At 73.8% G+C, this 21,486-nt stretch carries 19 protein-coding genes and 3 tRNA genes; 10 read left to right on the top strand and 12 right to left on the bottom strand.

Features of this window, described 5'->3' with window-relative positions:
- Positions 1–145: 145 nt before the first annotated feature.
- On the top strand, positions 146–424 hold the full coding sequence (locus tag ACGRHY_RS14240) for a DUF3073 domain-containing protein (RefSeq protein ID WP_394635716.1): 279 nt from the start codon (positions 146–148) through the stop codon (positions 422–424).
- A gap of 102 nt (positions 425–526) precedes the next feature.
- Here the strand turns inward: ACGRHY_RS14240 and purM are convergent, their stop codons facing one another.
- The 7 genes from purM to purS form a co-directional block, all read right to left on the bottom strand.
- The gene (purM, locus tag ACGRHY_RS14235) at positions 527–1,612 is read right to left on the bottom strand and encodes a phosphoribosylformylglycinamidine cyclo-ligase (RefSeq protein ID WP_394635715.1); all 1,086 of its coding nucleotides are present in this window, start codon (positions 1,610–1,612) and stop codon (positions 527–529) included.
- Between the two features lie 94 nt (positions 1,613–1,706).
- On the bottom strand, positions 1,707–3,266 hold the full coding sequence (purF, locus tag ACGRHY_RS14230) for an amidophosphoribosyltransferase (protein ID WP_394635714.1): 1,560 nt from the start codon (positions 3,264–3,266) through the stop codon (positions 1,707–1,709).
- A gap of 88 nt (positions 3,267–3,354) precedes the next feature.
- Entirely contained in the window at positions 3,355–4,158 is an 804-nt protein-coding gene (locus ACGRHY_RS14225) for a maleylpyruvate isomerase family mycothiol-dependent enzyme (RefSeq protein WP_394635713.1), read from the bottom strand.
- A 174-nt stretch (positions 4,159–4,332) separates the two neighbouring features.
- Entirely contained in the window at positions 4,333–5,268 is a 936-nt protein-coding gene (locus ACGRHY_RS14220) for a bifunctional helix-turn-helix transcriptional regulator/GNAT family N-acetyltransferase (protein WP_394635712.1), read from the bottom strand.
- Positions 5,269–5,395: 127 nt separating this feature from the next.
- Positions 5,396–7,645 carry a phosphoribosylformylglycinamidine synthase subunit PurL gene (purL, locus tag ACGRHY_RS14215; protein ID WP_394635711.1) on the bottom strand — a complete coding sequence of 750 codons (2,250 nt, stop codon included), beginning with the start codon at positions 7,643–7,645 and terminating at the stop codon, positions 5,396–5,398.
- Between the two features lie 91 nt (positions 7,646–7,736).
- Positions 7,737–8,414 carry a phosphoribosylformylglycinamidine synthase subunit PurQ gene (gene purQ / locus ACGRHY_RS14210; RefSeq protein WP_394635710.1) on the bottom strand — a complete coding sequence of 226 codons (678 nt, stop codon included), beginning with the start codon at positions 8,412–8,414 and terminating at the stop codon, positions 7,737–7,739.
- Positions 8,411–8,677, bottom strand: a complete 267-nt coding sequence (gene purS / locus ACGRHY_RS14205) for a phosphoribosylformylglycinamidine synthase subunit PurS (RefSeq protein WP_394635709.1) — start codon at positions 8,675–8,677, stop codon at positions 8,411–8,413. Before purS ends, purQ begins: the two co-directional genes overlap by 4 nt.
- Positions 8,678–9,011: 334 nt before the next feature.
- On the opposite strand from purS, the gene ACGRHY_RS14200 reads away from it, so the two are divergent.
- The 8 genes from ACGRHY_RS14200 to ACGRHY_RS14165 all read left to right on the top strand — a co-directional run bounded on the left by ACGRHY_RS14200 (position 9,012) and on the right by ACGRHY_RS14165 (position 13,704).
- Positions 9,012–9,365 carry a histone-like nucleoid-structuring protein Lsr2 gene (locus tag ACGRHY_RS14200; protein ID WP_394635708.1) on the top strand — a complete coding sequence of 118 codons (354 nt, stop codon included), beginning with the start codon at positions 9,012–9,014 and terminating at the stop codon, positions 9,363–9,365.
- A gap of 101 nt (positions 9,366–9,466) precedes the next feature.
- A tRNA-Gly gene (locus tag ACGRHY_RS14195) sits at positions 9,467–9,538 on the top strand.
- A gap of 74 nt (positions 9,539–9,612) precedes the next feature.
- A tRNA-Gly gene (locus ACGRHY_RS14190) sits at positions 9,613–9,685 on the top strand.
- 159 nt (positions 9,686–9,844) lie between these two features.
- Entirely contained in the window at positions 9,845–10,831 is a 987-nt protein-coding gene (locus ACGRHY_RS14185; protein WP_394635707.1) for an ABC transporter ATP-binding protein, read from the top strand.
- Positions 10,828–11,643 (top strand): ABC transporter permease, encoded by an 816-nt coding sequence (locus ACGRHY_RS14180; protein WP_394635706.1) that lies wholly within the window; start codon positions 10,828–10,830, stop codon positions 11,641–11,643. The genes ACGRHY_RS14185 and ACGRHY_RS14180 overlap by 4 nt, the downstream gene beginning before the upstream one ends.
- A gap of 22 nt (positions 11,644–11,665) precedes the next feature.
- Complete coding sequence (locus ACGRHY_RS14175) at positions 11,666–12,931, top strand: sensor histidine kinase (protein WP_394635705.1); 1,266 nt, start codon at positions 11,666–11,668, stop codon at positions 12,929–12,931.
- 32 nt (positions 12,932–12,963) lie between these two features.
- Entirely contained in the window at positions 12,964–13,608 is a 645-nt protein-coding gene (locus ACGRHY_RS14170; RefSeq protein ID WP_394638045.1) for a response regulator, read from the top strand.
- A gap of 23 nt (positions 13,609–13,631) precedes the next feature.
- Positions 13,632–13,704 (top strand) — tRNA-Gly (locus tag ACGRHY_RS14165).
- A gap of 100 nt (positions 13,705–13,804) precedes the next feature.
- Here ACGRHY_RS14165 and ACGRHY_RS14160 read toward each other — a convergent pair.
- The 4 genes from ACGRHY_RS14160 to purD form a co-directional block, all read right to left on the bottom strand.
- Positions 13,805–14,719: a phosphoribosylaminoimidazolesuccinocarboxamide synthase gene (locus ACGRHY_RS14160; protein WP_394635704.1), complete on the bottom strand. Its 915-nt coding sequence runs from the start codon at positions 14,717–14,719 to the stop codon at positions 13,805–13,807.
- Positions 14,720–14,876: 157 nt separating this feature from the next.
- The gene (locus ACGRHY_RS14155) at positions 14,877–16,355 is read right to left on the bottom strand and encodes a N,N-dimethylformamidase beta subunit family domain-containing protein (RefSeq protein WP_394635703.1); all 1,479 of its coding nucleotides are present in this window, start codon (positions 16,353–16,355) and stop codon (positions 14,877–14,879) included.
- Between the two features lie 192 nt (positions 16,356–16,547).
- Positions 16,548–18,194 (bottom strand): hypothetical protein, encoded by a 1,647-nt coding sequence (locus ACGRHY_RS14150; protein ID WP_394635702.1) that lies wholly within the window; start codon positions 18,192–18,194, stop codon positions 16,548–16,550.
- Between the two features lie 232 nt (positions 18,195–18,426).
- Positions 18,427–19,707, bottom strand: a complete 1,281-nt coding sequence (purD, locus tag ACGRHY_RS14145) for a phosphoribosylamine--glycine ligase (RefSeq protein WP_394635701.1) — start codon at positions 19,705–19,707, stop codon at positions 18,427–18,429.
- Positions 19,708–20,046: 339 nt separating this feature from the next.
- Between purD and ACGRHY_RS14140 the strand changes: the two genes are divergently transcribed.
- The gene (locus ACGRHY_RS14140) at positions 20,047–20,799 is read left to right on the top strand and encodes an SLATT domain-containing protein (RefSeq protein ID WP_394635700.1); all 753 of its coding nucleotides are present in this window, start codon (positions 20,047–20,049) and stop codon (positions 20,797–20,799) included.
- A 17-nt stretch (positions 20,800–20,816) separates the two neighbouring features.
- Here ACGRHY_RS14140 and ACGRHY_RS14135 read toward each other — a convergent pair whose 3' ends face one another.
- Positions 20,817–21,467, bottom strand: a complete 651-nt coding sequence (locus tag ACGRHY_RS14135; RefSeq protein ID WP_394635699.1) for a putative DNA-mimic protein — start codon at positions 21,465–21,467, stop codon at positions 20,817–20,819.
- Positions 21,468–21,486: the final 19 nt, after the last annotated feature.

Genomic DNA, 21,486 nt, shown 5'->3' with positions numbered 1-21,486 from the left:
CGGGCGGCGTACCGTACGGCCACGGAAGCAGGTACCGTTGAAGCTCCACGGACGGTCTCTCGATCGAATCGAGGGTCCGCTCCGCATCGTGAACGCGTGTCAAGACTCTGGGGCCGTTGAGCCCCGTCGTTGAGGGGGTCGAGCCATGGGGCGCGGCCGGGCCAAGGCCAAGCAGACAAAGGTCGCCCGCCAGCTGAAGTACAACAGCGGCGGGACTGATCTTGCACGCCTGGCTGAGGAGCTGGGCGCATCGACATCGAGTCAGCCGCCGAACGGCGAGCGGTTCGAGGACGATGAGCTGGACGACCCGTACGCACGGTACGCGGATCTGTACAACGACGATGACGAGGGCGCGGAGGGCGACGACCCGTCGGTCGACTCCCGCGGATCCTCCTCACCGTCGAACCACCGACGCCGCGCCTGAGGACGTCGTCGTCCACTGAACAAAGCGAGCTCATACCGATAGCGGTCATCACCCGGTCCGGCCACCGCCGGACCGGGTTTTGGTCCTGTCCGCTCCCGCCGCTCAGGCCGCGTAGTCCCCGGTGAGGGCGACGGCCTCACCGTGCTCACCGCGCTCGGAGAGCTCCCCGGCGACCCAGGCGTCCACACCGCGCTCGCCCAGCAGGGCCAGCGTCGCCGTGACCGACTCCGGCGGGACGACGGCGACCATGCCGACGCCCATGTTGAGGGTCTTCTCCAGCTCCGCGCGCTCGACCCCGCCCAGCTCGCCGACCGTCCGGAAGACCGCCGCCGGACTCCAGGTGGAGCGGTCCACGGTCGCGTGCAGCCCGTCGGGCACGACACGCGCGAGGTTGCCGGCCAGTCCGCCACCGGTGATGTGCGAGAAGGCGTGCACCCCGGTGGCCCTCGTCAGCGCCAGGCAGTCCAGCGAGTAGATCTTGGTGGGCTCCAGCAGCTCCTCGCCCAGCGTGCGGCCGAAGTCCTCGACATGGCGGTCCAGCGACCAGCCGGCGCGGTCGAAGAACACGTGCCGCACCAGCGAGTACCCGTTGGAGTGAAGACCGGAGGCGCCCATCGCGACGACCGCGTCGCCCGGGCGGATCCGGTCCGCGCCCAGGATCCCGTCGGCCTCCACGACGCCCGTGCCCGCGCCCGCCACGTCGTACTCGTCCGGGCCCATCAGCCCGGGGTGCTCGGCCGTCTCGCCGCCGACCAGGGCGCAGCCCGCCAGGACACAGCCCTCGGCGATGCCCTTGACGATCGACGCGACCCGCTCGGGGACGACCTTGCCCACGCTGATGTAGTCGGTCATGAACAGCGGCTCGGCGCCGCAGACCACCAGGTCGTCCACGACCATCGCCACCAGGTCGTGGCCGATGGTGTCGTGGACGCCCATCCTCTGCGCGACGGCGACCTTGGTGCCCACGCCGTCGGTGGCCGAGGCCAGCAGCGGGCGCCGGTAGTCCTTCAGCGCGGACGCGTCGAACAGGCCCGCGAAACCGCCGAGGGTCCCGACGCTCTCGGGCCGGCGGGCCTTGCCCACCCACTCCTTCATCAGCGTGACGGCGCGGTCGCCCGCCTCGATGTCCACTCCGGCGGCGGCGTAGCTGGCGCCCTGGCCGGCCGGGGTCGGGTTGGTGGAGGTCATGGTCTTCCTCTGGGACGGACGGTGGCGCGGTGGCTCACCGGGACGGTCGGCGGCCGGTCGGCTCACCGGGGCGGCCGCCGGCCGGCCGGCGGGGTCAGGGCCTGCGCAGCGCGTCGGCCGCGCCGGGGCCCGCGAGCATGCTCCGCACCCCGTCGGGGTCGGCGCCGGCGGCCTCGGCGGTCCCGGACTCCAGCAGGTGCTTGCCCAGCAGCCCGGGGTCCGGCAGTTCCATCGGGTACTCGCCGTCGAAGCAGGCCCGGCACAGGTCGGGCTTGGCGATGGTGGTCGCCTCGACCATGCCCTCCAGCGAGATGTACGCCAGGGAGTCCGCCCCCAGCGAGGTGCCGATCTCCTCGACCGACAGGCCGTTGGCGATCAGCTCGGCGCGGGTGGCGAAGTCGATGCCGAAGAAGCACGGCCACTTGATGGGCGGCGAGCTGATCCGCACGTGCACCTCGGCCGCGCCCGCCTCGCGCAGCATCCGCACCAGGGCGCGCTGGGTGTTGCCGCGGACGATCGAGTCGTCGACGACCACCAGGCGCTTGCCGCGGATGACCTCCTTGAGGGGGTTGAGCTTGAGGCGGATGCCGAGCTGGCGGATGGTCTGCGAGGGCTGGATGAACGTCCGGCCCACGTAGGAGTTCTTGACCAGGCCGCTGCCGTACGGGATGCCGCTGGCCTCGGCGTAGCCGACGGCGGCCGGGGTGCCGGACTCCGGGGTCGCTATGACCAGGTCCGCCTCGGCCGGGGCCTCGGCGGCCAGTCGGCGGCCCATCTCCACGCGGGAGAGGTAGACGTTGCGGCCCGCGATGTCGGTGTCGGGGCGAGCGAGGTAGACGTACTCGAAGACACAGCCCTTAGGCTTCGCTTCCGCGAAGCGCTGGGTGCGCAACCCGTCCTCGTCGATGGCGACCATCTCACCGGGCTCGATCTCCCGGATGAAGGACGCGCCCACGATGTCCAGGGCCGCGGTCTCGGAGGCCACCACCCAGCCTCGCTCCAGCCGGCCGAGCACCAGCGGGCGTATGCCCTGCGGGTCGCGGGCGGCGTAGAGGGTGTGCTCGTCCATGAAGACCAGGCTGAACGCGCCCTTGACCTTCGGCAGGACCGCGGGGGCGGCCTGCTCGACGGTGAGCGGCCTGCCCTCGTCGTCCACCTGGCCCGCCAGCAGGGCGGTGACCAGGTCGGTGTCGTTGGTGGCGGCGACCTGGGTGGCCCGGCCGCCCGTGCTGGGCAGCGCGGCGACCAGCTCGGCCAGCTCGGCGGTGTTGACCAGGTTGCCGTTGTGGCCCAGCGCGATCGAGCCCTGGGCGGTGGCCCGGAAGGTGGGCTGGGCGTTCTCCCACACCGAGGCGCCGGTGGTCGAGTAGCGCGCGTGGCCGACCGCGATGTGGCCCCTGAGGGAGCCGAGGGAGGTTTCGTCGAAGACCTGGGAGACCAGGCCCATGTCCTTGAAGACGAGGATCTGGGAGCCGTTGCTCACCGCGATGCCCGCGGACTCCTGTCCCCGGTGCTGTAGCGCGTACAGCCCGAAATAGGTGAGCTTGGCGACCTCTTCCCCCGGGGCCCAGACTCCGAAGACGCCGCAGGCGTCCTGGGGGCCCTTCTCTCCGGGGAGCAGGTCGTGGTTGAGTCGTCCGTCACCACGTGGCACGCCACCGAGTCTAGGACAGGTCCCGCGGTGCTCAGTACCCGGGACCGCCGCTTCCCCGGGGCGCCCGGCGGCCGCCCACCGCAGGTCATCACCCCAGTACAGGGAGGTGATCGCGCAGATCGGCGCGCTCGCCGCTCGCTGTGAGATGCGCCGCATCCAGTTCCCTGAGCCAGTCGGTGCGCCCGGTCGCCAGGCGGATCCAGGTCAGCGGATCGGTCTCCACGACGTTCGGCGGGGTGCCCCGGGTGTGCCGCGGGCCCGCCACGCACTGGACGACCGCGAAGGGCGGGATCCGCACCTCCACCGAGGCGCCGGGCGCCTTGGCGGCCAGCGCGTCCGCCAGCAGCCGCACGGCCGTCGCCAGGGCCTGGCGGACCGGCGGGACGCGCACGCCGGTGGCCCGGGTGAGGTCGTCGCTGTGCACCACCAGCTCCAGCAGGCGGGTCACCGTGAAGTCCAGCGCCCGCATCGCGCCGAAGGGGTGCGGCAGCAGCACGTCCGAGCGCACGGCCTGTTCCAGCACCGGCTCCAGTTCCTCGACGGCGTCGTCCACCGCGCGGGCCGCGTCGTCGTACGCCCGCGCGTGCCTGCGGGTCGCCTCGTCCAGCTCGTGGGCGGCGCCGGCCACGGACACCGCCCAGGCGTTCAGGTCCGTCTGCGGTGCGGCGGCCCGGGGCGGGGGCTCGGCGAGCAGCCGGGGCACCGCACCGATCTGCCCGGCGATGTGGACCACCAGATGGCGCACGTCCCAGCCGGGCAGCCCGGAGGGCCGGGCGAGCTGGTCGGGGGTGAGACCGTGCACGGCGTTGCGCACGGCCTCCACCTGCCCGATGAGCCCGGCCCGCACCAGGGCCGGGTCGTACGTCCTGGGCTTGCGCTTCACCGGAGGCATGGCGTCAGAGTAGAACGCCGTGCGACCGGAACAAGCGGTCACCCGCCGGTCGGGCCGCCGTGGGGCCGGCTCCCCCTCCCGGTGGAGCCGGCGCCTCGTCGGCCGGAACCAGGCCCGCGCAGGCCTCGTCCACGGTGTGCCGGCGGTCCCACGGGCTCCACGGCGTCCAGCCGCTCAGCCCGGTCGCAGAGACGGCCGTGCCCCCGGTACGTGCCGCCCGGCGGCGATCCGCTTCTCGAACCAGTGGTGGGCGTACCGCTCGTCGTTGAAGGCCGGAACCTCCTGAAAGCCGTGGGAGCGGTACAGGCCGATCGCGGCGGTGAGGACCTTGTTGGTGTCCAGACGCAGCAGGTCGTAGCCGTGTCGTGCGGCCCGCTCCTCCAGTTCGGACAGGAACCGGCGGGCCAGGCCCAGGCCCCGGGTGCGGGGGGCGACCCACATGCGCTTGACCTCGGCCGGGGCGTCGGGCGGCAGCTTCAGACCGGCGCAGCCGACAGGCTCGCCGTGCAGCCGGGCGACGAGGAGCAGGCCGCTCGGCGGACGGAGTTCACCCGCGTCGGGCAGCAGGCTCCGGGCGGGGTCGAAGCCGGTCTCGAAGCACTCCCCCAGTTCGTCGAAGAAGGACCGCAGGCAGTACCGGGCGTCGGAGTGGTCCGGGTCGGTGACCTCCAGGGTGACCGTGGCCGCGGTCAGCAGCCGGTCGACCTCGGACATGGCTGCGACCAGCCGGGCGCGCTGGCCGGTGTTGAGGGGCTCCAGCAGGGAACCGGCCAACTCGCTGCTGCGGGCTTCGAGCACGGCGCGCTCGGCGCGGCCCGTGTCGGTGAGCCGGACGGTGCGCACCCGCCGGTCGCCGGGGTGCGGCTCCACCGTCACCAGGCCGTCGGCCTCCAGGGAGCGCAGCAGGCGGCTGACATAGCCGGAGTCCAGCCCGAGGCGCTCGCGCAGCCGCCGTACGTCCGGCGCGCCGCCCCGCTCGCCGATCTCCCACAGCAGCCGGGCTTCGCCGACGGGCCGGTCACGGCCCAGGTAGTGGTCGTGGAGCACCCCCACGCGTTTGGTGACGGTGCGGTTGAAGCGCCGCACCCGCTCGATCTCCTCCGAATCCATTCTCTGACTCTAGTCAGGGAATGGTGCGCGGCGCCAGGGTGGCGCGGTCGCACCGGCCCGGGAACGGCCCCGCCCCCGCCGGGGGCCCGGCGGGGGCGGGGAGGGAGCGGGAGGATCCGGCGGGGCGTCAGGCGAGCAGCGCCGGGATGGTGGCCTCGTGGGCCTCGCGCAGCTCGGCCAGGGAGACGGAGAACTGTCCCTGGACCTCGACGGTGTCGCCGTCCACCACGCCGATGCGGGTGGCGGGCAGGCCGCGGGCGCCGCACATGTCGGTGAAGCGCAGTTCCTCGCTGCGCGGCACCGAGACGATCGCGCGGCCGGCCGACTCGGAGAACAGGAACACGAACGGGTCCAGCCCGTCGGGGACGACCAGCCGGGCCCCCTTGCCGCCCTTGAGGCAGGACTCGGTCAGCGCCTGGACCAGACCGCCGTCGCTCAGGTCGTGCGCCGCGTCGACCATGCCGTCGCGGGAGGCGGAGACCAGGATCTCGGCGAGCAGCCGCTCGCGCTCCAGGTCCACCTTCGGCGGCAGCCCGCCCAGGTGGTCGTGGATCACCTGGGACCAGGCCGAGCCGCCCAGCTCCTCGCGGGTGTCGCCCAGGAGGTAGACGAGCTGGCCCTCCTCCGCGAACGCCACCGGGGTGCGGCGGGTGACGTCGTCGATCACGCCGAGGACGCCGACCACCGGGGTGGGGTGGATGGCGGTGTCGCCCGTCTGGTTGTAGAGGGAGACGTTGCCGCCGGTCACCGGGGTGCCCAGCGTCTGGCAGGCGTCGGCCAGCCCGCGGCAGGCCTCGGCGAACTGCCACATCGCGCCCGGGTCCTCCGGCGAGCCGAAGTTCAGGCAGTCGGTTACGGCCAGCGGCCTGGCGCCGGTGGCTGCGACGTTGCGGTAGGACTCGGCCAGCGCGAGCTGCGCGCCGGTGTACGGGTCGAGCTTGGCGTAGCGGCCGTTGCCGTCGGTGGCGACGGCGACGCCCAGGCCGGTCTCCTCGTCGATGCGGATCATGCCGCTGTCCTCGGGCTGGGCCAGGACGGTGTTGCCGAGCACATAGCGGTCGTACTGGTCGGTGATCCACGCCTTGGACGCCTGGTTCGGCGAGCCGACCAGCCTCAGGACCTGCTCGCGCAGCCCGTCCCCGCCAAAGGGGCGGGGCAGCCTGTTCGCGTCGTCGGCCTGGAGGGCGTCCTGCCACTCGGGGCGGGCGCAGGGGCGGTTGTAGACCGGGCCCTCGTGGGCGACCGTGCGCGGGGGCACGTCCACGATCTGCTCGCCGTGCCAGTAGATCTCCAGCCGGTCGCCGTCGGTGACCTCGCCGATGACGGTGGCGATGACGTCCCACTTCTCGCAGATGGCCAGGAAGCGGTCGACCTTGTCCGGTTCGACGACGGCGCACATGCGCTCCTGCGACTCGCTCATGAGGATCTCCTCGGGCGAGAGCGTGGAGTCGCGCAGCGGGACGGTGTCCAGCTCCACGCGCATGCCGCCGGAGCCGGCCGAGGCCAGCTCGGAGGTGGCGCAGGACAGACCGGCGCCGCCGAGGTCCTGGATGCCGACGACCAGATCCTCCCCGAAGACCTCCAGGGTGCACTCGATGAGGAGCTTCTCCTGGAAGGGGTCGCCGACCTGGACGGCCGGGCGCTTGGCCGGGCCCGTCTCGTCGAAGGTCTCCGAGGCGAGCACGGAGACGCCGCCGATGCCGTCGCCGCCGGTGCGGGCGCCGTAGAGGATGACCTTGTTGCCGGTGCCCGACGCCTTGGCCAGATGGATGTCCTCGTGCCGCATCACACCCACACACAGGGCGTTGACCAGTGGGTTTCCCTGGTAGCAGGAGTCGAAGACGACCTCACCGCCGATGTTGGGCAGGCCCAGGCAGTTGCCGTAGCCGCCGATGCCGGCGACGACGCCGGGCAGGACGCGGCGGGTGTCGGGGTGGTCGGCGGCGCCGAAGCGCAGCGGGTCCATCACGGCGACCGGGCGGGCACCCATGGCGAGGATGTCGCGGACGATGCCGCCGATGCCGGTGGCGGCGCCCTGGTAGGGCTCGATGTAGGAGGGGTGGTTGTGCGACTCCACCTTGAAGGTGACGGCGTAGCCCTGGCCGACGTCCACGACGCCGGCGTTCTCGCCGATGCCCACCAGCATGGCGTCGGACTCCGGGGCCTTCTCGCCGAACTGCCTGAGGTGGACCTTGCTGGACTTGTAGGAGCAGTGCTCGGACCACATCACGGAGTACATGGCCAGCTCGGCGCCGGTCGGGCGGCGGCCGAGGATCTCCCGGATGCGGTCGTACTCGTCGCGCTTGAGGCCGAGCTCGGCCCAGGGCTGCTCGACGTCCGGGGTGTCGCTCGCGTGCTTGACGGTGTCGAGAGTCATGCTGCGCCCTTTCCGTGGGCTTCTCCGCCCGCACGACGCAGAGGTGCGGGCATCAGGGCCGTCTGCGGCCGAGGGGTCGTGCGTGCGTCGCTCATGAGCCGACCAGCCTCTTCAGGACCGAGGTGAAGAACCCCAGCCCGTCGGTGGTGGGCCCGGTCAGGGCCTCGACGGCGTGCTCGGGGTGGGGCATGAGGCCGACGACGTTGCCGGCCTCGTTGCGGATGCCGGCGATGTCGCGGCGGGAGCCGTTGGGGTTGACGTCCAGATAGCGGAAGACCACCCGGCCGGTCGCCTCCAGCTCGTCCAGAGTGCGCTCGTCGGCGACGTAGCCGCCCTCGCCGTTCTTGAGCGGGACGGTGATCTCCTGGCCCTCGGCATAGTCGGACGTCCAGGCGGTGTCCGCGTCCTCCACGCGCAGCCGCTGGTCGCGGCAGACGAAGTGGAGGTGGTCGTTGCGGGTGAGCGCGCCGGGCAGCAGGTGCGACTCGCACAGAACCTGGAAGCCGTTGCAGATACCGAGCACCGGCAGGCCGGCGCGGGCCTGGTCGGCGACCGTATCCATCACCGGCGAGAAGCGGGCGATGGCGCCGCAGCGCAGGTAGTCGCCGTAGGAGAAGCCGCCGGGGAGGACGACGGCGTCCACCTGGTTCAGGCTCTTGTCGCGGTGCCACAGGGTGACCGGCTCGGCGCCGGCGAGGCGGATGGCGCGCCGGGCGTCCACGTCGTCGAGGGAGCCGGGGAAGGTGACGACTCCGATGCGGGTCGTCATGCGGGGGTCACCTCTTCGCGCTCCTCGACGCGCACCGTGAAGTCCTCGATCACGGTGTTGGCGAGGAACGTCTCGGCGAGCTGGTGGATACGGGCGAGGGCGTCGTCGTCGACCGGCCCCTCCACCTCGAGCTCGAAGCGCTTGCCCTGGCGGACGTCCGAGATGTCCTCGTAGCCCAGCCGGGGCAGCGCACGCTGAACCGCCTGGCCCTGGGGGTCGAGGATCTCCGGCTTGAGCATGACGTCGACTACGACGCGAGCCACAGGTACTCCCGGTGGGTGTTGGTGCTGGAGGCTGCGGCTTCAGCGTACCCGGCGGAAAATTCTACTCGCGTAGACAAGGATCGCTTCGGTCACGGTCGGGTATCGGCGTCCCGGAAAACACCGGGAAGTACTGCCCGAATCGACGCCGGAAAAGTAAAGTCGCGTTCGCGGCATGACACGCGGGCGATAATTCAACCGCTTCACCAGACAATGCCTGCCGCTGTACAAAGGAAAGGGCATTGACACCGATCGCCGGGAACGTCGATATCACCGCACGTCAGGAAGCGGTTTCGAAGTGTTCCCGCATGCGATCCTCCCGAAAGGACCGATATCCGTGGCACAGCGTGTGGTGGTCACACTCTCCGACGACATCGACGGCGGGGAAGCATCGGAAACGGTCACCTTCGGTCTCGACGGCAAGTCGTACGAGATCGATCTCAACCGCGAGAACGCGAAGAAACTGCGCGTGGGCCTCGCCCCCTATGTGCGGGCCGGCCGCAAGCGGGCCAGGTCCGGGAAGACGTTCCAGCACACCTCCGTCGCGCCGGACCCGTCCGCGGTGCGGGCCTGGGCCCGGTCGCACGGCTTCGAGGTGCCGCCGCGCGGCCGCATCCCCAAGAAGGTCTACGAGGCGTTCGACGAGGCCCACGGAACCGCTCCCGGCGCCGCCCCCGGGGAGTCTCGCTGAGCCCGCGTCCGGACCGACTTGCCAGGCACCCCGGGTGATCGGCTAGAGTCTGGAGCACACCGCCGGGGGCGGCCGGAAACGGCCGGAACCAAGGTGGTCACGCGGGTGTAGCTCAGTAGTAGAGCGCCCTCTTTCCAAGAGGGAGGCGCAGTGTGCGATTCCTGTCACCCGCTCCGCTCGCTCCACCGGATCTCCGGGATCGGGTAGAGTGAAGGCGCGCCGCTCGGTGAGAGCCGGGAGGTCGCACGCGGACGTAGCTCAGTTGGTAGAGCGCAACCTTGCCAAGGTTGAGGTCGCGAGTTCGAGCCTCGTCGTCCGCTCAGGGAAAAGGCCCCGGTCCTTCAGGACCGGGGCCTTCTTCGTGTGTGTCACATCACACCCCCTCATTTCCCCTGGCCCGCCGACGGGTTGACATTTGTCACGTGCGCTCGTGACAGCCCGCACCGCTCTCGCCCCCGGCCACGCGCGACCCTGGTGGCATGGAGATCGGAGAGCGGGTCATCGAGGTGAGCGGGCTGCGGCGGCGCTACGGCCCGGCGACGGGGGACGGCGGCTTCGAGGCCGTACGGGGAGTCTCGTTCTCCGTGGCGCGCGGCGAGCTGTTCGCGCTGCTGGGGACGAACGGTGCGGGCAAGACCTCCACCGTCGAGCTGCTGGAGGGGATGGCCGAGCCCGGCGGCGGCCGGGTGCGCGTGCTCGGGCACGACCCGTACCGCGAGCGTGCCCGGGTGCGGTCGCGGATCGGGGTGATGCTCCAGGAGGGCGGCTTCCCCTCCGACCTGACCGTCGCCGAGACCGTTCGGATGTGGGCCGGCTGCACCGCCGGGGCCCGTCCGGTCCCGGAGGCCCTGGAGATGGTGGGCCTGGCCCCGCGTGCGGACGTACGGGTCAAGCAGCTCTCCGGCGGTGAGCGGCGGCGGCTGGACCTGGCCATGGCCCTGCTCGGCCGGCCCGAGGTGCTCTTCCTGGACGAGCCGACGACCGGGCTGGACGCCGAGGGGCGGCGGGAGACCTGGCGGCTGGTACGGGAGCTGCGGAAGGGCGGTACGACCGTGGTGCTGACCACGCACTACCTGGAGGAGGCCGAGGAACTGGCCGACCGGCTGGCGATCATGCGGGCGGGGCGGATCGTCGTCTCCGGCACGCCGGCCGAGGTCACCGCCTCGCGCCCGTCCCGGATCCGCTTCACGCTGCCCGAGGGGGTGCCCGCCGCCCGGCTTCCGCTGTCCCTGAAGGCCGCCGAGCACGGGCGGGGTGTGGAGATCCGCACCGAACGGCTGCAGGAGTCGCTGACCGGACTCCTGCTGTGGGCACGGCAGGAGGGCCTGGCGCTGGCGGGTCTGGACGCCCGCTCGGCCTCCCTGGAGGAGGCGTTCCTGGAGATCGCCCACGGAGACGGCCCGGACACGCCGGACGCGGCGGAGGACGACGGCACGGCACGAGTGGCGAAGGCGGGAGCACGATGAGCGCGGCGGACACCGGAAGCGGGACGGACGCCGGGGTGGCCGGCGAGGCCTCGGCCTCCCTGGGCAGACTGCGGTCGCTGGCCCGGGCGGAGCTGACGCTGCTCGTCCGCAACCGCACCGCCATGTTCACCGCCCTGCTGATGCCGCTGGCCATGGTGCTGTTCATGCGCTCCACGGTCGAGCGGGCGACGCTGGAGGGCACCGGGCTGACTGTCACCGATCTGGTGATGACCAGCGGCATTCCGATGGTGCTGATCCTCGTCGTCTATCTGAACCTCATCCCCGCCTACGTCTCCCGCCGCGAGGAGCTGGTCCTCAAACGGCTGCGGACCGGGGAGCTGCGGGACTGGGAGATCCTGGCCGGCGCGGCGCTGCCGGTGGTCACCGTGGCGCTGGCGCAGTGCGCCGTGCTGGTCGCGGCGGGCGCGGCCCTGCTGGAGATGACGCCGCCGGACCGGCCGGACCTGCTGGTACTGGGCGTGCTGCTGGGCGCCGCCCTGATGGTGCTGACGGCCGCCGCGACGGCCGTGATCACCCGGACGACGGAGAGCGCGCAGATCACCGCGCTGCCGCTGCTGATGGTCTCGCTGGCGGGCTCGGGGATGTTCGTCCCCCTGGAGGCCGTGCCCGATCGGGCGGCCGACGTCCTGCGGCTGCTGCCGATGACCCCGGTGGTCGATCTGGTGCGGTACGGCTGGCTCGGCGGCGGCGAGCCGGGCGAGGTGCTGCGGACGCTGGGGACCGCCGTGGCCTGGGCCCTGGTGTCGGTGTTCGCCGTACGACGGTGGTTCCGCTGGGAACCGCGTCACTGAGGTGTGAGGAGCGGATGTGACGGTGGCGGTCGAGGAAGGCGCGCCGGGCTGGGTGGAGCGGATACGGCGGTCCAGCGGGCCGGTCCGTTTCCACCAGTACACCCGGTACACGATCTACAGCTTCGCCCTCTTCGAGGGGGTGGCGCTGCTCGGCTGGACCGTCGCGCAGTCGAAGGGCCCGGCCGCCTGGGCTGCGGCCGTGCTGGGGGTGCTGTTCACCGCCCACACCGCCTGCCATCTGCTGCTGTCCCGGGCCGGTCTGCGGTACTACCTGGGTACGGAGGAGCGGCCCGTGCGGCTGGCGGCGGCGTATGTGGCCCTCACCGTCACCGGGATCGCCGCCGTCCTCGCCCTGATCGGCGCCGGCGAGCTGTCGGCGCCCCGGGCGCTGCCGACCGTCGTCTGGCTGCTGATGTTCCTGGCCGGGCCGCTGCCGCTGGTGCTGTCCGCCGGGCGGAGCACCGCACTGGTGGTGGCGCTGCTGGCCGCCTCACTGCTCACGGCGCGGGCGCTGGGGGCGGCCGGCGGCGGGCTGGCAGTCGCGGTCGCCGGCACGGTCGCCGGAGCCGTCATCTTCGGTGTCTCCTACCGCTGCTCGGCCTGGACGATGCGGGTCGTCAACGAGTTGGAGGCCGCCCGGGAGACCCAGGCGCGGCTGGCGGTGGCCGAGGAGCGGCTGCGGTTCGGCCGGGACCTGCACGACGTGCTGGGCCGCAACCTGTCGGTGATCGCGCTCAAGAGCGAGCTGGCCGTGCAGCTCGCGCAGCGCGGCTCACCCTCCGCCGTGGACCAGATGACCGAGGTGCAGCGGATCGCGCGGGAGTCGCAGCGGGAGATGCGGGAGGTCGTGCGCGGCTACCGGGAGGCCGATCTGCACACCGAACTGGTCGGCGCGCGCGGGGTGCTGAGGGCAGCCGGGATCGACTGCCGGATCGAGGACAGCGGCAGCGGGGAGCTGGCCGAGCCGCTGCAGTCGGCTCTGGGCTGGGTGGTCCGCGAGGGGACCACCAACGTGCTGCGGCACGCCGACGCCGGGCGGTGCGCGGTCCGGCTGCGGGCCGCGGGACCGGTCGCCGAGCTGGTCATGGAGAACGACGGTGTGCCGGGGTCCGCAGCCGCCACGGGGGGCGGCTCCGGGCTGGACGGGCTCCGCGAACGCCTGGCCGCGCTCGGCGGCACACTGACCGGTGAGCGCCGCGGCGACAGCACCTTCCGGCTGACGGCCCGGGTGCCGGCACGGGCGCCCGCCCGGCAGAACGGCGGGGAAGACGGGAAGGGCGAGCGGTGAGCGGCCACGAGCGGGACGGTACGGACGGCGGCGTGGAAGGCGGTACGGGCGGTGGTGCGGGCGCCGGGCGCCGCGTACGGGTACTGCTGGCCGACGACGAGCATCTGATCCGGGGTGCGCTGGCCGCGCTGCTGGCGCTGGAGGACGACCTGCTGGTCGTGGCCGAGGCCGCGTCCGGACCCGAAGCGCTGGCGATGGCCCGCGCCCACCGGCCCGACGTGGCGGTGCTGGACCTCCAGATGCCGGGCAAGGACGGCGTGGCGGTCGCCGCGGAGCTGCGCGCCGGCCTTCCCGCCTGCACCACCATGATCGTGACCGGGCACGGCCGCCCGGGGCACCTGAAGCGGGCCCTGGCCGCGGGGGTGCGGGGCTTCGTGCCCAAGACCGTCTCGGCGCAGCGGCTGGCCGAGATCATCCGCACGGTGCACGCCGGCAACCGCTATGTGGACCCGGAGCTGGCCGCCGACGCGATCAGCTCCGGGGACTCGCCGCTGACCGCCCGCGAGGCCGAGCTGCTGGAGCTGGCGGCGGACGGGGCGCCGGTCGCGGAGATCGCCGCGCGGGCCGCGCTGGCGCCGGGGACGGTCCGCAACTACCTGTCGTCGGCCGCCGCGAAGCTGTCGGCGGAGAACCGTCACGCGGCCGTGCGCATCGCACGCGAGCGAGGTTGGCTATAGTGGGGGCGCACCGGACGGAGCATGCGGACGTAGCTCAGTTGGTAGAGCACCACCTTGCCAAGGTGGATGTCGCGAGTTCGAGTCTCGTCGTCCGCTCGGGGAAGAGGCCCCGGTCCTTACAGGACCGGGGCCTTCTCCGTGTGCGGGTTCGCTGCGGGCGGGCCGCCCGCGTGCCGTGCGGCCCGCCCCGGTGCCGTCAGCTCCAGCGGGTGCCCGTCAGCAGCTCGTACGCCTCGGTGTAGCGGGCGCGGGTGCGCTCGACGACCTCGGCGGGCAGCTCGGGCGGAGGGACCTCGCCGCCGCGGTCCCAGCCGGCGGCCGGGGAGGTCAGCCAGTCGCGGACGATCTGCTTGTCGAACGAGGGCTGGGAACGGCCAGGCTCCCACCGGTCGACGGGCCAGAAGCGCGAGGAGTCCGGCGTCAGCACCTCGTCGGCCAGCATCAGCCGCTCCTCGCCGTCCTCCTGCGCGGCCCACCCGAACTCGAACTTGGTGTCGGCCAGGATGATGCCCCGCTCCCTGGCGATGTCGCGGCCCCGGGAGTAGACGGCCAGGGTGAGCTGGCGCAGCTCGGCGGCGGTGTCGGCGCCGACCCGGCGGGCGACCTCCTCGTAGGCGACGTTCTCGTCGTGCTCGCCGACCTCCGCCTTGGTGGCCGGGGTGAAGATGGGGGCGGGCAGCTCGGAGCCGTCCTCCAGGCCCTCGGGCAGGGCGAGGCCGCAGACCGTGCGGGTCTGGCGGTACTCGGCCAGGCCCGAGCCGGTGAGGTAGCCGCGGGCCACGCACTCGACCGGGACCATGCGCAGGGAGCGGCAGACCACCGTACGCCCCGCCCAGTCGGCGGGGGCGCCGGGCGGCAGCTCGGTGGAGAGCACATGGCCCGGCACCAGGTCGGCGAGCTGGTCGAACCACCACAGCGAGAGCTGGGTGAGGACGCGGCCCTTGTCGGGGATCTCGGTCGGCAGCACCCAGTCGTAGGCGGACACCCGGTCGCTGGCGACCATCACCAGATCCCCCGCCTCGTTCCGGTACAGGTCCCGCACCTTGCCGGTGTGCACGTGCACCAGACCCGGCACCTGCACGGGTTCGGGCTTCTCTACGAATCCGGTCACGGCTCCTCCTGCGGCTTGGTCCAGGAGTTCCGATTCTCCCGTACCGCCGCCCTCCCCACCGGCCGGGGTCGGACGGACGGGTGGGGGCGCACCGCGCGAACAGCCGTACCCGGGCGGGCCGGAGGGCCCGTGGGCGCCCAGGGTCGCCCGGAGGTGCTCAGGGGTGCTTGCAGATGTGGTCCAGGAGGTTGGCCGTGGCCCGCTGGACACGGGGGTCGGTGTGGCCGGGGCGGTCCAGGGCAGGGGACCAGGCGAAGGTGCCCGAGGCGAAGACCAGGGCGCCGCTGGGCGCCTCGTACAGGGAGGTCTCCTGGTGGCGGCGGGCGCCGGAGGCGTCCCGGTAGGGCGAGTGGGCGAGCAGGACGCGGCCGGTGTGCGGGGGCAGGGCGGTACGCGGGAAGTAGCGGTCCGCCTCGCCCGCCACCAGGCCGGGCAGTTCCTCGCCCTCCACCGCCCCGGTGGCCTCCCACAGCCAGTGGGAGGTGTTCCGTACGACCATCGGGTGCGGCCGGGACACCTGGCCCGCGTACTGGACGCCCAGCACCTGCTGTTCGGGCTCGCCCCGGTCGCGCCAGCGCCGCGGGCGGCCGGGGCCGCGGCGCTTGCGGCAGGTCATCAGCCTCTCGGGCGCCCCGGAGGGCGAGGGGCCCAGCTCGACCTGCCAGTACATGGTGTTGGCGGAGAGGAAGACCAGCGAGGTGCCCCTGTCGCGGGCCTTCTCCACGGCGCGGCGCATGGGCGCCGACCAGTACTCGTCGTGGCCGGCGAAGACCAGGCCGCGGTAGCGGGAGAGGTCGACGCGGCCCGCGTGCAGGTCGCGGGTGTCGGCGTAGGCCAGGTCGTAGCCGTAGCGCTCGGCCCAGCGGATGAAGTCGTAGGCGTGGCCCACGTGCAGGGGCAGGCCCGCGCCCGCGTACGGCCGGTCGAAGGAGACGGTGACGGCCGCGTCCTCCTCCCCCAGCAGCCGCCCCTCCCCGTCCCAGGCGTGGTAGAGGCTGGCGCCGGTGCGGCCGTCCTCGGGGAAGAGGTTGTACGCCTGCCAGGTGACGTCGGGGAGGACCATCAGCAGGTCGCCGGGGCACTCGTCGCGGACGGTGAAGGGGATGTGGGAGCGGTGGCCGTCGGCGGTGGTCAGCACGGCCACGTGGGCGCCGGTGCTCCAGTAGTCCGGGACCTGGAGCCGCCAGGAGAGCCACCAGTGGTGGCAGGAGACGGTGCGGTCGGCGGTCAGCGGCGGGGGCTGGACGATGCCGGACAGCCGGGGACTGGTGGTGATCTTGGTGGCGCCCTCGCCGCCGTAGTGGCCGATGCGGTAGACGTCCACGCCGAAGGGCTGGGGCGGGTTGACCGTGATCCGGAAGTCGATGGACTCACCGGGCGAGACCGCGCTCTCGGAGGTGAAGCCCTTGACCTGGCAGCGCACGTCGTCGGCCGCGCGCGGGCCGCCGCCCGCTCCGGACGGGGCGCGGTCGCCGTCCAGGCTGCTGTGGTCGAGGTACCAGGGGACGACGTGGCCGGTGTCGTCGAAGTAGTGCTCGCCGCACCGCAGCCAGGGCAGCGGCCCCTGCCCGAACGGATCGGTGACCGCGTGCGCGAGAGCCCCCGACTCCCAGCGCCGGATCTGCTCCGTGCCCACCTGCGTCTCCCCTCCCTGTGTCCGCTCCCGCGATGCCGTGCACCAGCACATCACATAAAGCGAACGTCCGGTCACCCCTCGTCGCCGAATGGTCGGGGGCCTGGCCGAATACGTCTCGAACAAGGGGAGGCGGGGCGGTGGCGGGGTCCGCGGGCGGTCCGGGCGCTCCGCGGCGCCCGGACCGCCTCCGGCTCAGACCAGGCGGATGGGCTTGTCGGGCCGTACGCCGACGGCCGCCAGCCAGTCCCGCAGCGGCCGGGGGTCGCCTTCCTCGGCGAGGGCGAGGACGGGGCGGGCCAGATCCGCGCGGCGCTCGCCGTCGATGAACAGGGCGGGGCCGTCCAGCCAGTCGAGCCCGGGGGCCGCCCCGGCGGTGTCCACGGCCGCGCAGCACACGGCGGCCGTGATGTGCTCGGCCAGCAGCTCGCGTCCGGAGCGCGGCGGCTGGAGGGGGAAGCCGCCGCCGGGCGGGAGGAGCGCGCCGTCCCCGCCGGGGACGGGCAGGGGGATCGCGCCGGCCTCGCGGGCGGCGCCGGCCCGGGCGGCCTCCTCGCGGGCGAGGTCGGCGCCGATCCGGGCGGCGAGCGCGTCGGCGCCGCCGGACGGGGCGTCCGGGCCGTCCGGTGCCGCCGCGCCGGCCAGCCGGTCGACCAGCTCGGCCAGCGTCGGGTTCCCCTCGGCCCGCAGCGCCGCGAAGAGACGGGCGGCCTCCGAGCGCCAGATCCGGTCCACGACCTCCTCCGGGTACTCCTGCCAGTCCACCTGGGCCCAGTCGGGACCGGGCTCGGCCGGGCCGCCGTGGAAGAGGCGCGCGGCCAGCAGGGAGATCTGGCGGTCCACCTCACCGGGCTCCTCCAGCAGGTCGCAGGCGGGGCGCTCGCCCAGCCGGGTGGCGAAGCCCTCGGCCAGCCGGTCGCGCCGGGACAGCTCGGTGAGGGCGGAGACCACGCCGGCGTCCAGCCGGGCGGGCCAGCGCCCCGTGCGCCAGGCGGGCAGCGCGACCCGGGTCAGCAGCCGGTCCCAGCCGGCGTACGCCAGCCCCACCTGCTCCTGGGCGACGACCCGCAGGCCGTAGTCGACCGTCTGGGCCCGCACCGCGGCGGCGGCGGCGACCATGCGCTCCATCTCCGCGGCGTGGGAGGCCCCGGCGCGCAGCAGCAGCCGGGAGACCCAGCCGGTGAAGTCGTACGCGAGCCGCTTGGGCACCGGGCCGCGGACCGCGACGGCGACCGCGGCGGCGGCGTCCAGTCCGCGGACGAAGCGCCGCGCGGCGGCGATGTCCGGGTGCGCGGACGGGCCCGTCCCGGCCACGATCGGGGCGAGCAGCGCCCGCAGCTCGGCGACCCGCATCCACCACAGGAAGGGGGAGCCGACGACGAGTACGGGGGCACCCGCGCCGCGCGCCGTGCCGGGGCGCGGCAGACGCCGGCCGCGGGTGGTGTGCGCCCGGTCCTCCAGCCAGCTGTCGCAGTCCGGCGTCAGGGCTATCGCCGAGGGTGCGGGGACGTCCAGCCGGTCGGCGAGGTCGCGTATCAGCCGGTACAGGTCGGGGGCGGCCGACTCGTCGATCTGCACGGTGGGACTGACCGCCGGGCGCGCCCGGGCGATCACGGCGGCCACGCCCGCGGCCGCGGCGAGCACCGGCACCGCGACGGCCGCGGCCGTCCAGCGCAGTGCGTCCCAGCCGTCGCCGCGGAGGTGGCCGGTGGCCCCTCCGGCCAGCAGGACGACCGCCACGGCGGCTGGCAGCAGCGCGGCGCCCAGCGCGGCGCCACGCACCCTCAGGACCGCCAGCGCGTGGTCGCGCGCCGAACGCGCGCCCGTCTCCGGTACCGCCACGAGTCGCTCACCCCCTTGCCGTTCCCCCGCGCCTGCCGTCACTCCCCCACTGTGGCACCGGCAGGCGACACCGCAATGTGCGGTGGGCCACTTGCCGGAGCCGTCCGCGGGAACCCTAGTCGGCGCCCGCGGGGCCGTCAGCCGGATGAGGAAGCGGTCACTCGATGGAATGGCTTTGGGTAAAGCTGGGTGCGGAAATCCGCTCGCCGGGGTGTCCGGCCGGGGTGCCGGCTCAGGCCTCCCCGGCGGCTGCCGCGGCCTCGTCGGCGGACGCCGCGGCCGCGATGTCGCCGCGGTGGTGCGAACCGGCCAGCCGGATGCGGGCCACCGACCGGTAGGCGTGCTCGCGCGCCTCGGCGAGGCCGGACCCGGTGGCCGTGACGGACAGGACCCGGCCGCCCGCGCTGACCACGCGCCCCTCGTCGTCCAGCCGGGTGCCGGCGTGCAGGACGTACGCGGTGGGGGCGTCCTTCTCGGCCACCTCCCCAAGCCCCTCGACCACATCCCCCGTGCGGGGGGAGGCCGGGTAGCCCTCGGAGGCGACGACGACGGTGACGGCCGCGTCGTCGCTCCAGCGCAGCGGTGGGAACTCGGCCAGAGCCCCGGTGGCCGCCGCGTACAGCAGGCCGGACAGGGGGGTCTTCAGCCGGGCCAGGACGACCTGGGTCTCCGGGTCCCCGAAGCGCGCGTTGAACTCCACCACGCGCACCCCGCGCGAGGTGATGGCCAGGCCCGCGTAGAGCAGCCCGGAGAAGGGGGTGCCGCGGCGGCGCATCTCGTCCACGGTGGGCTGCAGGACGGTGGCCAGCACCTCGTCGGCCAGCTCGGGGTCGGCCCAGGGCAGCGGCGAGTAGGCGCCCATGCCGCCGGTGTTGGGGCCCTCGTCGCCGTCGTGGGCGCGCTTGAAGTCCTGGGCGGGCCGCAGCGGTACGACGCACTCGCCGTCGGTCACGGCGAACAGGGAGACCTCGGGGCCGTCCAGGTACTCCTCGATCACCACCTGCTCGCAGCCGCGGGCGTGGGCGCGGGCGGCCTCCGGGTCGGAGGTGACGACGACGCCCTTGCCCGCCGCCAGCCCGTCGTCCTTGACGACGTACGGGGGCCCGAACGCGTCCAGCGCGCGGTCGGTCTCCTCGTCGGTGGTGCACACGTAGGAGCGGGCCGTGGGGACCCCGGCGGCGGCCATGACCTCCTTGGCGAACGCCTTGGAGCCCTCCAGGCGGGCGGCCTCGGCCGACGGGCCGAAGACCGCGATGCCGCGCCCGCGCACGGCGTCGGCCACCCCGGCCACCAGCGGGGCCTCCGGCCCCACCACGACGAGGTCGGCCTCCAGCCCGGCGGCCAGTCCGGCCACGGCCGGGCCGTCGAGCGCGTCGACGGAGTGCAGGGTCGCCACCTGGGCGATTCCGGCGTTGCCGGGCGCGCAGTGCAGCGAGGTGACGTCGGGATCGAGGGACAGGGAGCGGCACAGGGCGTGTTCGCGGGCGCCGCCGCCGATGACGAGGACCTTCACGCCCTGCACCCTATCCGCCCCTTCCGCGACCCCGGCCGGCCCGCCCGGAAGGCGGACGGCGGGGGCCGCCGCGGGGTCGCCGGGACCTGCCGGGGGACCGGCGGTGCCCGGTGGAGCGTCGCAGGTGGTCGGGGGCGCGGGGCGGCAGCCGAAACGCGCTTCTCACCCCATCGGGTGAGGAAGGCGGGGCCTGTATACCCAATCGGGATGCACGTATGGGCGGAAATACCGCGAAGGCCGAGAGGTCTCCCACTTTTGGGGGTAGGAAGGGGCACCGAGCGGTCCGAGGGAGGTCCGTCCGCGAATGGATCCGAGCGAGGGCTTTGTTGGGAGTGGCGGGTGAGTCAGCCGGAGATGCGCCCCGGAACGGGCGGCGGCACGGGCGGCGGCATGGGGCGGGGCGAGCACGGGGACCTGCTCGGGCGGCCGTTCCCGCTGGGGGACTGGGGCGAGCCCGCCGAGCGTCTGGACGAGTTGTACCGGTGGGTGGAGAGCGGGGCGCTGGAGGTCGTGGAGTGGTATCTGGCCGACCGGGCGCGCAGGCGCCGGTGGGCCAGGACGCTGCGGGCGGGGACCGCCGCGGGGCTGGCGGCCGGGGGTGTGCTGCCGCTGCTGGAGCTGGCCGGCGGGGTGCGGGGCGCGGCCCTGTGGGCGTTCCCCGCCCTGCTGCTGGCGGCCGTGTGCGCGGGGTGCGACCGCTGGTTCGGACTGACCTCGGGCTGGATGCGCGGCGTCGCCACGGCGCAGGCGGTCCAGCGGCGGCTGGAGATGCTGCAGTACGACTGGGCGTCGGAGAGCGTGCGGGAGGTGCTCGGGCCCACCGAGGGCACCGCGGGCGAGGCCGCCGAGCGGTGCCTGGGGGTGCTGCGGCGCTTCTCGGAGGACGTGACCGAGCTGGTGCGGGGTGAGACCGCCGCCTGGATGGTGGAGTTCCGCTCCGGTCCGGCGCCGCTGCACACCCAGTCGCTGACCTCCTCCGCCTGGAACGCGCGCACCGCGCAGGCCGCCGCCGCGCAGCCGTCCCGCTTCTCGATGCCGCCGGGCGTCCGGCCGAACATGCCCCGGCAGCGGCCCCCGGAGGGGCCGCGCTGACGGCCGCCGGCGACGCGTCAGCCGAAGAGGATCATGGAGCCCTGCGCCAGGCTCCGGGTGGCCGCGGCGTGCAGCCCCAGCCAGACGTGGCGCTCCCGCGCGAACGGCCCGCCGTCGTACGCCGGCGCGGCCGCGGGTTCCTCCAGTTCCGTGGGACGGGCCGGGGGCGCCGGGGCTGGGGGCGGGTTGGCGGGGTCGATGCCCAGGTACGGGGCGACCGCCTCCAGTTCGCGCAGCAGCCCGTGGCTGGAGCCCAGCGGGCCGCCGCCGGCCAGGAGTTCGTCGTCGGAGAGCGGGTGGGCGAAGTCGAGGGGGACGTACGCGCCGGCGTGGTCGTAGTGCCACACCAGGTGCGACTGCTGGGCCGTCGGGGCGAACATCTCCAGCAACTGCTCGTAGTCGCCGCCGAGCGCGTCGACCGGGGTGACCTCCAGGCCGCAGAGCTGGAGCAGATGGGCGCGGCGCAGGAAGTGCAGCGCGTCGTAGTCGAAGCCGGCGACCGGCGCCACGTCGCCCGACAGTCCGGGCATGTAGCCGTGGACGGGGACCGGCGGCAGTCCGGCGGCGCTCAGCGCCCTGTCGTAGGACGCGAGCTCCTCGGCGAAGGGGTTGTCGGGGCTGTGGCACAGCACGTCGACGAGCGGCACCAGCCAGAGGTCACAGGCCAACGGGTGCTCCAATACGGCG

The sequence above is a fragment of the Streptomyces shinuiensis genome (genome assembly GCF_043660855.1).
Taxonomy (GTDB): domain Bacteria; phylum Actinomycetota; class Actinomycetes; order Streptomycetales; family Streptomycetaceae; genus Streptomyces.
The sequence above is the reverse complement of the archived record's forward strand: the minus strand, read 5'-3'. Positions and strand labels throughout refer to the sequence as shown.